A 12,287-nucleotide genomic window follows, 5' to 3' on the forward strand; every position below is an offset into this window, starting at 1 on the left:
GGGACGGACCGACTTCATATGGCCGGAAACGCCATCGACCAGACCCGCCGGATGCTGTCCCTGGTGACGTATCTGCGCGAACGCCCCGGCGCCCGCGTCGCCGAGGTCGCCCGGGCCTTCGGCATCAGCGAGGACGAGCTGATCTCCGACCTCGATGTGCTGCCGCTGTGCGGCACCAGCTTCCGCGGCGGGGACCTGCTGGACATCGACACCGACGGTGAGCGGATCTGGTGGCACAACCCCGATGCCACCGGCACGAGCACCGGCGAACCGCTGCGGCTGGCCGCCGACGAGGCCACCGCGCTGCTGGTGGCCGCCCGCGCCGTGGCCACCCTCCCCGGACTGCGGGAGAGCGACCGGGACGCGCTGCTGCGGGCCACCGCCAAATTGGAGGCCGCCGCGGGTGAGGCGGCCGGGGCCAGCGCCCGGCTCTCGGTCACCTTCGAGTCCGAGGGCGGGGTCTTCGCCGATGTCGACCGGGCCATCTCCGAGCGGCGACGGCTCTGGCTGCGCTACTACTCACCCGCACGCGACGAGATCACCGAGCGCGAGGTCGACCCGATCCGGCTGTTCGCCGTCGGCCGCACCTATATGGAGGCGTGGTGCCGGCTCTCCGAGGCGCGGCGCACCTTCCGGCTGGACCGGGTCGTGGAGATCAGACTGCTGGACGACGCCTCCGACCCGCCCCCGATCGAGCTGCGCGATCTGTCGGAGCTGTCCACCGGGCTGGTGCAGACCGGCGCCGAGGACCCCGAGGTGGTCATCGAGGTGGCTCCCGGCGGACGCTGGGTCGCCGAGTACTACCCGCACGACAGCGCGGATGAGCTGCCCGACGGCGGTCTGCGGATCACGCTGCGCACCCCCGACCCCGGTTCGCTGCGGCGGCTGGCACTCCGGCTGGGCAGGGACGGCCGGATCGTCTCCCCGCAGGGGCTCGCGGACAGTGCGCGGGACGCGGCGCAGCGGGCGCTCGCGGCGTACGGTGAGTGAAGGGACGCACACAGTGACCCCTGGGGGGAATCCCGCCTCAGTGATCTTCAAGGCGGCGTGTCCGGAGTGCCGCGGCCGCTTCGAGCTGGCCGCGGCGGCGCTCCGGCTGGCGATCGGGGCCAGCGACCGCACCACCTTCTACTCCTTCACCTGCCCCGACTGCGGTTCGGCGGTGCGCAAACCGGCCGGTGAGCGGATCGTGGAGCTGCTCACCGGCGGCGGGGTGCGTACGCTGCGGCTGCACTCCACGGTCTAGGCTCTCCGTCATGCTCTGGCCGATGCTCGCGCTCTCCCTCGCCTTCTGCGGAATCGCCGTGCTCGCGCTGTGTGCGGTGCGGGTCCACGCGGAGGTACGCAGACTCTCCCGGCAGGTGGCCGAGAGCTCGCGGCGGATCAGCCGGGCCGCGGAGGACCTGGAGCGGGCGACGGCGCCGCTGGGCTCCCAGGTGGACGCGCTGCGCCGGGGCCGGGAGCGCGCACCGACCGTCACCGACCGCGACTGACCGCGCCCGCCGCCCGGGGCGCAGGCACCCTGCTGGCGGCCAGGCGCCCGAGGTAGGCTGGCTGTTCGCGGCCTTGAATACGAGGCGGAGGGCCGCAACCAGGCGTCCGCACGGGGATTGCCCCGGGTTTACCCGTGCGCGCTACGATCGCTGACAGCACGGCGGCCGGACGCATGTCCGACCAGTCCGGCAGCCCCACACCAGCCGCCTCGGTGAGAAGGTAGACGCTTATGTTCGGAAGGCTCGGCGCCACCGAGATCATCCTCATCCTTGTCGTCATCGTGCTGCTGTTCGGCGCGAAGAAGCTCCCCGACATGGCGCGCTCCCTGGGCAAGTCCGCCCGGATCCTCAAGAGCGAGGCCAAGGCGATGAAGTCGGACGGCCAGCAGCAGCAGAACGCCCCGGCCGACCCGCCCAACCCCGGCCAGGACCAGGGCTCGCACCGCACCATCCAGGCCGCCCCGGGTGATGTCACCAGCTCGCGCCCGGTCTCCGAGCCGAGCGACCGCACCACGCAGCGCTGACCGAGGGCCACTTGGAGGCGGCCTGAACGGGCCGCCGCAGGACGCACGAGATGAGGACGTGGGTTGCTCAAGTCTGCCCGCAAGAAGGAGAAGGACCCTGAGGGGCGGATGCCCCTCGCGGAGCATCTGCGTGAACTGCGCAACCGGTTGCTGAAGTCGGTCCTGGCGATCTGTGTGATCACGATCGTCGCGATGTTCTTCTACAAGGACATCGTGGACTTCCTGATGAAACCGGTGCTGGACTCGGTCGGCTGCGGTGGGGTCACGCTGTCCGAGCTCTCGGCCCATGACGCGGCCCAGAAGTGCGCGTACTTCACCGTGAACGGTCTGCTGTCGCCGTTCACCATCATGCTGAAGGTCTCCTTCACCACCGGTGTGGTGATCGCCACCCCGGTCTGGCTCTACCAGCTGTGGGCGTTCCTCGCCCCGGGTCTGCACCGCAACGAGAAGAAGTACGGCCTGTTCTTCGTCGGGCTCGGGGTGCCGCTCTTCGTCGGCGGGGCCTTCTTCGCCTACAAGATCCTGCCGACCAGCGCCAAGGTGCTGCTCAACTTCACGCCCCAGGGCGCCAACAACCTTCTCCCGCTGGACGACTTCCTCGATCTGCTCGCCCGCATGATCGTGGTCTTCGGACTCGCCTTCGAGCTTCCGCTGCTGCTGATCCTGCTGAACTTCACCGGCATCCTCAGCGGCCGCCGGATGATCGGCTGGTGGCGCGCGATGATCATGGGCATCACCGTCTTCGGTGCCATCGCCACCCCGAGCACCGATCCGATCGGCATGTTCGCCCTGGCCGGGCCGGTCACCGTGCTCTACTTCGGCGCCTGCGGCATCGCGCTGCTCAACGACCGGCGCAAGGCCCGCCGCGAGGCCGCCGATCCCGACTTCGGCCTGGACGACGACGAGGCGTCGCAGCTGGATCTGACGCCCGAGGCCGTCGGCGGCCCGGAGCGGGTCGGCGCCAGTGGCTCCCCGGCCGAGCTGACCGGCGACGACGAGCACGGTCCCGCCCGGCGGAACGGCTACGACGACGTCACCTGACGCCGCCCGGCCGCCCCCCGCCGGTCCCGCTCCGGCAGAGCGTGTGGCCCGCCACCCCGCGCGCCGTACGGTGCGGCGGCCCGGCCGCCGTCCGTCTCACCGCGTACGCGGACGGTGAGCGCGTCCCGCCGCTGGTGACCGCCCGCGCGGCGCCCGGCACGGTACCCCTGCCGGGCGAGTGACCGGGGCCGGGACAAAGCCCGGATAAAGATCGCGTGCGCTGTCGGAGGTGGCCGGTAGTCTCGTACGTACGATGACCGACGAGCTATCTCCCGCCGAGCGCTATGCCGCGGCCCGGGTCCGGGCCGCCGAGCAGGCCACCGCGCTGGCCCCCTTCCGCGAGATGTACGACTTCGCGCTGGACGACTTCCAGATCGAGGCGTGCAAGGCCCTGGAATCCGGCAAGGGCGTGCTGGTCGCCGCCCCCACCGGCTCCGGCAAGACCATCGTGGGCGAGTTCGCCGTCCACCTGGCGCTCACCCAGGGCCGCAAGTGCTTCTACACCACGCCCATCAAGGCGCTGTCGAACCAGAAGTACACCGACCTCGTCAAGCGCTACGGCGCCGACAAGGTCGGCCTGCTCACCGGTGACAACAGCGTCAACTCCGAGGCCCCGGTGGTCGTCATGACCACCGAGGTGCTGCGCAACATGCTCTACGCGGGCTCGCAGTCGCTGCTCGGGCTGGGCTATGTGGTGATGGACGAGGTCCACTACCTCTCCGACCGGTTCCGCGGCGCCGTCTGGGAAGAGGTCATCATCCACCTCCCGGAGTCGGTGACCCTGGTGTCACTGTCCGCCACGGTCTCCAACGCCGAGGAGTTCGGCGACTGGCTGGACACCGTCCGCGGCGACACCGAGGTGATCGTCTCCGAGCACCGCCCGGTGCCGCTGTGGCAGCATGTGCTCGCCGGACGCCGGATGTACGACCTCTTCGAGGAGAAGAACGGCCAGGACGGGGACCAGAGCGGCCGTCGCGAGGTCAACCCCGATCTGGTCCGGCTGGCCCGGATGGAGAACAGCCGCCCCGGCTTCGGCCGCGACAAGCGCCGCGGGCGCTCGATGCGGGAGGCCGACCGGGAGCGCGAGCGCCGTCAGCGCAGCCGGATCTGGACCCCGGGCAGACCGGAGGTCATCGACCGGCTCGACGCCGAGGGGCTGTTGCCCGCCATCACCTTCATCTTCAGCCGCGCGGGCTGTGAATCGGCCGTCCAGCAGTGCCTGTACGCCGGACTGCGGCTGAACGACGACGCGGCGCGCGCCCAGGTGCGGTCGATAGTCGAGGAGCGCACCGCCGGCATCCCGGACGAAGACCTCCATGTCCTGGGGTACTTCGAATGGCTGGAGGGCCTGGAGCGGGGCATCGCCGCGCACCACGCCGGAATGCTCCCCACCTTCAAGGAGGTCGTCGAGGAGCTGTTCACCCGCGGGCTGGTCAAGGCGGTCTTCGCCACCGAGACCCTGGCGCTCGGCATCAACATGCCCGCCCGCTCGGTGGTGCTGGAGAAGCTGGTCAAGTGGAACGGCGAGCAGCACGCCGACATCACCCCCGGTGAGTACACCCAGTTGACCGGCCGGGCCGGACGGCGCGGCATCGACGTCGAGGGCCATGCGGTGGTGCTGTGGCAGCGCGCCATGGACCCGGCCGCGCTCGCCGGACTCGCCGGTACCCGCACCTATCCGCTGCGCTCCTCCTTCAAGCCGTCGTACAACATGGCGGTCAACCTGGTCTCGCAGTTCGGGCGGCACCGCTCGCGCGAGCTGCTGGAGACCTCCTTCGCGCAGTTCCAGGCCGACAAGGCGGTCGTCGGCATCTCCCGCCAGGTCCAGCGGAACGAGGAGGGCCTCCAGGGCTACCGCGCCTCGATGACCTGCCACCTCGGCGACTTCGACGAATACGCCCGGCTGCGCCGTGAGCTGAAGGACCGGGAGAGCGAGCTCGCCCGGCAGGGCGTGGCCCAGCGCCGCGCCGCCGCCGCGGTCGCGCTGGAGAAGCTGCGCCCCGGCGATGTCATCCATGTGCCCACCGGCAAGTTCGCCGGGCTCGCGCTGGTGCTCGACCCCGGGCTGCCCGCCGGGCGCTCCAACGGCCACCGCGGCTTCGAGCACCACGACGGCCCCCGGCCGCTGGTCCTCACGGCCGAGCGCCAGGTCAAGCGGCTCGCCTCGATCGACTTCCCGGTCCCGGTCGAGCCGCTGGACCGGATGCGGATCCCGCGCTCGTTCAACCCGCGCAGTCCCCAGTCCCGCCGGGATCTGGCCTCCGCGCTGCGCACCAAGGCCGGTCACCACGATGTGCGCCGCCACCGCAAGGAGCGTTCGGCCGCCGCCGACGACACCGAGATCGCACGGCTGCGCACCGCCCTGCGCGCCCACCCCTGCCACGGCTGCTCCGACCGCGAGGACCACGCCCGCTGGGGTGAGCGCTACCACCGGCTGCTGCGTGACACCAAGCAGCTGGAGCGGCGGATCGAGGGCCGGACGAACACCATCGCCCGCACCTTCGACCGGATCTGCGCGCTCCTGAGCGAGATGGACTATCTGCGGGGTGACGAGGTCACCGACCACGGCAAGCGGCTGGCCCGGCTCTACGGCGAGCTGGATCTGCTCGCCAGCGAGTGCCTGCGCGACGGCGTCTGGGAGGGCCTGGCCCCCGCCGAGCTGGCCGCGTGCGCCTCGGCCCTCGTCTACGAGGCGCGCGCCGCAGACGACGCGCTGCCGCCCAAGCTGCCCGCGGGCCGCGCCAAGGAGGCGCTGGGCGAGATGGTGCGCATCTGGGGACGGCTGGACGCCCTGGAGGAGGAGCACCGGATCAACCAGGCCGAGGGCGTCGGCCAGCGCGAGCCCGATCTCGGGTTCGCCTGGGCCGCCTACCGCTGGGCGTCCGGACACGGTCTCGACGAGCTGCTGCGCGAAATCGACATGCCCGCCGGTGACTTCGTGCGCTGGACCAAGCAAGTGATCGATGTGCTCGGCCAGATCGCGGCCGCCGCCCCCGACGGCACGGTGACGCGCAACGCCCGCCGGGCGGTCGACGGGCTGCTGCGCGGCGTCGTGGCGTACTCCTCGGTGGGGTGAGTGGTGGGCCGAGTCCGGTCCGGCCGGCCGCTCCTCCGTTGACGGGCGGTCAGGACGGCTCGTAGGTGTAGGACAGGGCGTTGCTGTTCCCGGCCGGAGTGTGCGCCACCACCAGGACGGTGCCGGGCGGCCCGCCCGGGGCGGCCGCCACCACCTGGGTGTCCGAGATCGCGAAGAACGCGGCGGGGTCGCTCCCGAAGGTCACCGCGTCGGTGTAGGTCAGATTGAGGCCGTTGAGCACCACCGAGTCACCGCCGAGGTCCGGCCCCTGGGCGGGGTTGAGGCTGGTGAGCACCGGCGCCCCGAGATAGGTGTAGTAGGGGTTGCCGGTCCCCGTCGTACTGGTGCCGCCCGGTGTGGTCACGGTGACGGCGACGGTTCCGGTCCCGGCCGGTGCGGTGACGGTCAGCTGGTTGTCCGACACCACCGTGATCCCGGTGGCCGGATTCCCCCCGAAGCTGACGGCACTGGTCAGCGTCAGCCCGCTGCCGAAGACGGTGACCGTGTTGCTGCCGGTGTCCGGGCCGAAGTGCGGCGCCAGATCGGTCACGATGGGCGCGGCGACGTAGAAGTACGGCAGCGGATTGCTGATCCCGCCGGGCGTGGTGACGGTGACACTGACCGAACCGGGCGGTCTGGCGGGTGCGGTGACGGTGATTTGGGTGGGGGTGTTGGTGAGGATGGTGGCGGGGGTGGCGCCGAAGAGGACTTGGGTGGCGCCGCTGAGGTTGGTGCCGTTGAGGGTGACGGTGTTGCCGCCGGTGGTGGGTCCGGAGGTGGGGTTGAGGCTGGTGAGGGTGGGTGCGGGGGTGGTGATGTAGGTGTAGGGGAGGGGGTTGGTGGTGCCGCCGGGTGTGGTGGCGGTGACGTTGGTGGTGCCGGTGCCGGGGGGTGCGGTGACGGTGATTTGGGTGGGGGTGTTGGTGAGGATGGTGGCGGGGGTGGCGCCGAAGAGGACTTGGGTGGCGCCGCTGAGGTTGGTGCCGTTGAGGGTGACGGTGTTGCCGCCCGCGGCCGGCCCGGAGCCGGGGCTGAGACTGGTGAGCACCGGCGCCGGCACCGACACATAGCTGAAGAACACGTTCTGGGTGCTGGTGCCGCTCGGACCGGTGACCGTGACCTTGACCGTTCCCGTTCCCGGTGGCGTCTTGGCGGTGATCTGCGTATTGCTCACCACGACCACATTGGTGGCCAGTTGGGAGCCGAACCTGACGACCGAGGCGCCCAGAAAGCCGGTGCCGGTGATGGTGACGGTGGTACCTCCCGCCGGTGCACCCTGGTTGGGGCTGACGCTGGTCACTACGGGGGCCATCATGTTCTCCTTCTCGTGCCGGGCAGGCGACCGCGCCCTGGCCGACAGGCCGTCGGCCAGGGCGCGGGGCGTCGCCGCTCGCCCGGCGCCGGTGGTGCGGACGGGGGACGGGGGGACGGGCTGGTGGTGCCGGATCCGGCGCGCGGCGGCGGCCGGTCTGCGGCCGGTCAGGTGATGGTGAACGCCTGGGCGTTGGAGGGCCCGCCACAGGTGGTGACGGTGATGGTCCCGGCGCCGGGGGTCAGCCCCGCGGGCACGATGGCGACCAGCTGGGTGTTGCCGAGGCTGGTGAAGTCGGCGGCGACGGTGTTCGTTCCGTCGTCGAACTCGACCGACTGCACATCCACCAGACAGGTGCCGTTGACGGTGATGCTGTCACCCTGGGTGCCCGTGGCGGGCACCACCGAGGTGATGGCCGGGGCGGTGTAGTACGAGAACTGGACCGTGTTGCTGACCGGGGTGCTCGAGCCGCCCGCCGTGGTCACGACGACGTTCACCGTGTCGATGCACGGGTTGACCATCGTGTGGGCCGGAGTGGCGAAGGTGACCTGTGAGTTGGAGCTGAAGGTGGGGGTCGGGGTGACCGCCGTGCCGCCCACCGTGACCCCGGTCCCGGTCAGGAAGTTGTTGCCGAAGAGCGTGACCGAGGTACCACCGGCCGCCGGACCGCAGGTGGCGCTCACACCGGTGGTGGCCGGCTCGGCGATCAGGAAGAACGGCAGGGCGTTGCTGGTGACATTGGTGCTGCTGGTCACGCTGACGGACACCTGACCGGCGCACAGCCCCGAGGGAATGGTGCAGGTGACCTGGGTGGCGGTCACGGTCAGTCCGGTGGTGATGGTCTTCGTACCGAAGTTCACCTTGGTGGTCGTCCCCAGGGCGGTGCCGTTGATCTGGAGCGTGTCGCCGGCCTTGCCCTGGTTGGTGCCGGTGGTGGTATCCACCAGCGACGTGATGGTTGCCATGATGTTGCCTCCTTTGAAGGGCCGCAGGGGCCCCTCGGCCAGGGGGTGCGGGGTCCCGGGGACACCGGGGCCCGGGTCGTCCGGGCGGTAGGGGTGAGTGGGCCGCCGGCATGCGCGGTCCACGGCCGCGCCAGGCATCTGGGCGCGGGTGCGAGGGGATGACGGGGGTTCAGAAGCGATGAGGAGCGAGCACGCTCGGGACCGTCGCGGCCTGCGTCGCGCCGGCGCAACCGGCCGGCCCGGGAACCAGGTGCTGCGTGCCGATCTCGCTGAGTTGATTAAAGCAATCGGGTGATAGGTGCAACAGGTGCAATCGGGGGCATCTCATCACTCAGCAGAAAATATGCTTTAAAGCCGACACATCTTTTGCGCGCGGGAGTACGCCCCGCCCCCGTGCCCCAGCCAACAGCCGCAGAGCGCCGGGTGCTGCCGTACACGCCGATGGCCCCGGCCGGGTGTCCTCACCCTTGGGTTCTAGGAGTCGTTGCAACACCCCAGCTCAAGGGGTGGCATGGACTTCGAGATCCGTGAGGACCGGCAGCCGCAGGGACCCAGGAAGCTCACTCGTGAGCGGGAGGCATACTTCCGGCTCATGCAGCAGGGCGTGAGCAACACGGAAGCGTGCCGGATTGTCGGGATCAACCGGCGGACCGGGAAACGCTGGCGCTACGGACGCGGCGCGTCCGGCAGCAACAAGGCGGCCCCACCGATCAACTCGGTGGGGCCGCCTTCTGCGCCGTCGCGGTACCTGTGCGAGGCCGACCGGATCCACATCGCCGACCGGCTGCGTGAGAAGGCGACGGTCCGGGCGATCGCGGCCGAGCTGGGCCGCAGTCCGTCCACGATCAGCCGGGAGATCCGCCGCAACCGGCACCCGGGCAGCGGTCAGTACCGGCCCTACGCGGCCCAGGCCCGCGCGGATGCCCGCCGGCCCCGCCCCAAGCGCCGGAAGATCAGCGAGAACCCCGAGCTGCGGGCCGCCGTCCAGGCGATGCTGGACGAGAAGTGGAGCCCGGAGCAGGTATGCCACGCTCTGCGGGCACAGTTCCCCGACCGGCCGGAGATGCACGTGGTCCACGAGACCGTCTACCAGGCCCTTTACGTCCAGGGCAGAGGCCGGCTACGGCGCGAGCTCGCCGGCACCCTGCGCTCGGGGCGGGCCCGCCGCAAGCCGCAGAAGCAGGCCAACTGCCGCCAGCCGCGGTTCACCACCCCGATGGTGATGATCAGCGAACGGCCCGCCGAGGCCGAGGACCGGGCCCTGCCCGGCCACTGGGAAGGCGACCTGATCATCGGCAAGGACGGGAAGTCCGCGATCGGCACCCTGGTGGAACGCGCGACCCGCTACGCCATGCTCCTGCATCTGCCCGGCGACCACGGCGCCGAGGCCGTCCTGGGAGCGCTGACAACCACAGTCCAGACCCTGCCCGCCCAGCTGAAACGGTCCCTGACCTGGGACCAGGGCAGCGAGATGGCCCGCCACGGCGAGTTCACCCTCGCCACCGACATCCCGGTCTACTTCTGCGACCCCGCCAGCCCCTGGCAGCGCGGCTCGAACGAGAACACCAACGGACTGCTCCGTCAGTACTTCCCCAAGGGCACCGACCTGTCCGCCCACGGCCCCGAGCACCTGGCCGCCGTCGCCGACCAGCTCAACCGCCGCCCACGCAAAACGCTCGGCTGGGAAACCCCAGCCGAGCGCCTGCATAAACTGCTCGCGGCCTGATCAACACGACCACGTGTTGCAACGACCCCTAGAAACCGCCACCCGGCCGGGGCCATCGCACGGTTCCGTCGGCGCGGTGTGCCGCGCCGCGCCCCGGGCGCTACGCCGCGGCCTCCTGCTCGGCCTCCACCTGCTGGTTCCACTCCCGCTTGGACGCCTGCCAGCCGTCCTCGTTGTGGCCGCGCCGCCAGTAGCCGGAGATCGACAGCCACTCGCGCGGAACCTGCCGCTCCAGGCGCAGATGACGGCGGATCTCCTTCACGAAACCCGCCTCGCCGTGGACGAAGGCGTGGACCTGGCCCGGCGGGAACTCCAGCGAGCGCACGGCCTCCACCAGCGCCTGGCCCACCGGCGCTCCGCCCCGGTGCAGCCAGACGATGTCGGCCCCCTCCGGCAGGATGAGCTTGTGCTCCTCCTCCGGACCCGCGACCTCCACGAAGGCGCGCACCGGAGCGCGGTCCGCGCCACCGGGTCCGCCCGGCTGTCCGGCGAGCCGCTCCAGCGCGGTGGCGATCGCGGGCAGCGCGCTCTCGTCCCCCGCGAGCAGATGCCAGTCCGCGTCCGCGCTCGGCGCGTACGCACCGCCCGGGCCCAGCAGGTGGATCTCCTGGCCGGGCTCGGCCTGCCGCGCCCAGGGCCCGGCCAGCCCCTCGTCGCCGTGGACCACGAAGTCGAGGGCCAGCTCGCGCGCCGCCGGGTCCCAGGTGCGCACCGTGTAGGTACGCGTCACCGGCCACTGGTCGCGCGGGAAGTCGGCCCGGATCCGCTCGATGTCGAACGGCTCGGGATAGCTGACACCCGGAGCCGGGAAGAGCAGCTTGACGTAGTGGTCGGTCCACTCGCCCGCAGAGAACGCGGCCAGGCCGTCACCGCCCAGCACCACCCGCACCATATGCGGGGTGAGCTGCTCGGTGCGCACCACATGGGCCTGGTGGGGTCGCGGACTCCTGCGGGCCGGACGGTCTGCCATGGCGATCTCCCCTGATCAACAAGAGTTAGGGTTACCTAACCTAACAGCTCATCCCTCAAGGGTGGACAGAAGGCGACGCAAAGATCCGCCCAAACCCCAGCGCTCCTCCAGCGCGCCGAGCGCCCCCGGATCGCGCGGCCGCCGCGGCAGCGCGGGGTCGAAGGCGGGCAGGGGCACGTCCTGGGCCACCCGCACCACCTTCGGGGCCACCGCGACATACGCCCGGGCCTCGTCCAGCCGCTTGCGCTGCGAGGGGGTCAGCTTCGAGGCCGGGTCGTCCACGGCGGCCATGATCCCGGCCAGATCGCCATGGGCGGCGAGCAGCTTGGCCGCGGTCTTCTCGCCGATGCCGGGCACCCCCGGCAGTCCGTCGCTCGGGTCGCCGCGCAGCAGCGCCAGATCCGCGTACCCCGGGCCGTCCACGCCGTACTTCTCGCGCAGCATCGCCTCGTCCACCAGCTGGAGGGTGCCCACCCCCTTGACCGGATAGAGCACCCGCGCCTGCCGCCCGTCGTCGACCAGCTGGAACAGATCGCGGTCGCCGGTGACGATGTCGACCGGTCCGGTGGCCCGGCCCGCGAGCGTGCCGATCACATCGTCGGCCTCGTACTCCGCGGCGCCCACCCGTGCGATGCCCACCGCGTCCAGCACCGCGTCGATCACCGGGACCTGCGGGGAGAGGGTGTCCGGCACCTCCTCCTGGTCCACCCCGGCCCCCTCGGGGGCCTCCCCGGCCACCCGGTGCGCCTTGTAGGTGGGGATCAGGGCGACCCGCCAGCCGGGCCGCCAGTCGAAGTCCATGCAGGCCACCAGGTCGTCCGGCCGGTGGTCCTGCACCAGCCGGGCGATGAAGTCGAGCAGACCGCGCACGGCGTTCACCGGAGTCCCGTCCGGAGATCTGACCGAATCCGGCACTCCGAAATAGGCTCGGAAGTAGAGAGAGGCGGTATCGAGAAGCATCAGGCGTCGCGTCACGCCTCGCATGATGCCGTACCCCACGGACATGAACGCATGGAGAGTGTGAAGTGGGCCACCGCAGGGTTTACGCCGACCGGATCGGGGCAGGCGCGCCCGCGGAACAAATTCATTCAACGATTCAACTACTGCAAGGGGCATGCGGTCCGATATCGCGTCGCTCCACGACCCGCCGGCGGGGGTGGCGGGTCGTTTTTTGGTGCTA

11 protein-coding genes are annotated in these 12,287 nt (G+C 71.0%); 7 read left to right on the top strand and 4 right to left on the bottom strand.

The features are described 5' to 3' along the window. Positions 1–18 precede the first annotated feature (18 nt). The 6 genes from HUT19_RS32655 to HUT19_RS32680 all read left to right on the top strand — a co-directional run bounded on the left by HUT19_RS32655 (position 19) and on the right by HUT19_RS32680 (position 6,134). On the top strand, positions 19–990 hold the full coding sequence (locus HUT19_RS32655) for a YafY family protein (protein WP_176183898.1): 972 nt from the start codon (positions 19–21) through the stop codon (positions 988–990). Beyond that, positions 983–1,246 (top strand): hypothetical protein, encoded by a 264-nt coding sequence (locus HUT19_RS32660; protein ID WP_176183899.1) that lies wholly within the window; start codon positions 983–985, stop codon positions 1,244–1,246. The genes HUT19_RS32655 and HUT19_RS32660 overlap by 8 nt, the downstream gene beginning before the upstream one ends. 10 nt (positions 1,247–1,256) lie before the next feature. Continuing rightward, positions 1,257–1,493 (top strand): hypothetical protein, encoded by a 237-nt coding sequence (locus HUT19_RS32665; protein WP_176183900.1) that lies wholly within the window; start codon positions 1,257–1,259, stop codon positions 1,491–1,493. A 230-nt stretch (positions 1,494–1,723) separates the two neighbouring features. Further along, the gene (gene tatA, locus HUT19_RS32670) at positions 1,724–2,017 is read left to right on the top strand and encodes a Sec-independent protein translocase subunit TatA (RefSeq protein ID WP_176183901.1); all 294 of its coding nucleotides are present in this window, start codon (positions 1,724–1,726) and stop codon (positions 2,015–2,017) included. Positions 2,018–2,080: 63 nt separating this feature from the next. Next, positions 2,081–3,058 carry a twin-arginine translocase subunit TatC gene (gene tatC, locus HUT19_RS32675; protein WP_176183902.1) on the top strand — a complete coding sequence of 326 codons (978 nt, stop codon included), beginning with the start codon at positions 2,081–2,083 and terminating at the stop codon, positions 3,056–3,058. A gap of 253 nt (positions 3,059–3,311) precedes the next feature. Further along, positions 3,312–6,134: an RNA helicase gene (locus HUT19_RS32680; RefSeq protein WP_176183903.1), complete on the top strand. Its 2,823-nt coding sequence runs from the start codon at positions 3,312–3,314 to the stop codon at positions 6,132–6,134. A 49-nt stretch (positions 6,135–6,183) separates the two neighbouring features. Here HUT19_RS32680 and HUT19_RS32685 read toward each other — a convergent pair whose 3' ends face one another. Next, positions 6,184–7,449, bottom strand: coding sequence for an IPT/TIG domain-containing protein (locus HUT19_RS32685; protein WP_254885896.1), 1,266 nt, complete (start codon positions 7,447–7,449; stop codon positions 6,184–6,186). A gap of 164 nt (positions 7,450–7,613) precedes the next feature. Beyond that, a complete protein-coding gene (locus HUT19_RS32690; protein ID WP_176183904.1) occupies positions 7,614–8,411 on the bottom strand; it encodes an IPT/TIG domain-containing protein in 798 nt (265 codons plus the stop codon). 511 nt (positions 8,412–8,922) lie between these two features. Here HUT19_RS32690 and HUT19_RS32695 point away from each other — a divergent pair. Beyond that, on the top strand, positions 8,923–10,137 hold the full coding sequence (locus tag HUT19_RS32695; protein WP_254885897.1) for an IS30 family transposase: 1,215 nt from the start codon (positions 8,923–8,925) through the stop codon (positions 10,135–10,137). A 100-nt stretch (positions 10,138–10,237) separates the two neighbouring features. Here the strand turns inward: HUT19_RS32695 and HUT19_RS32700 are convergent, their stop codons facing one another. Further along, the gene (locus HUT19_RS32700; RefSeq protein WP_176183905.1) at positions 10,238–11,107 is read right to left on the bottom strand and encodes a siderophore-interacting protein; all 870 of its coding nucleotides are present in this window, start codon (positions 11,105–11,107) and stop codon (positions 10,238–10,240) included. A gap of 48 nt (positions 11,108–11,155) precedes the next feature. Then, entirely contained in the window at positions 11,156–12,112 is a 957-nt protein-coding gene (locus HUT19_RS32705; RefSeq protein WP_176183906.1) for a 5'-3' exonuclease, read from the bottom strand. Positions 12,113–12,287: the final 175 nt, after the last annotated feature.

The sequence above is a fragment of the Streptomyces sp. NA02950 genome (assembly GCF_013364155.1).
GTDB lineage: Bacteria > Actinomycetota > Actinomycetes > Streptomycetales > Streptomycetaceae > Streptomyces.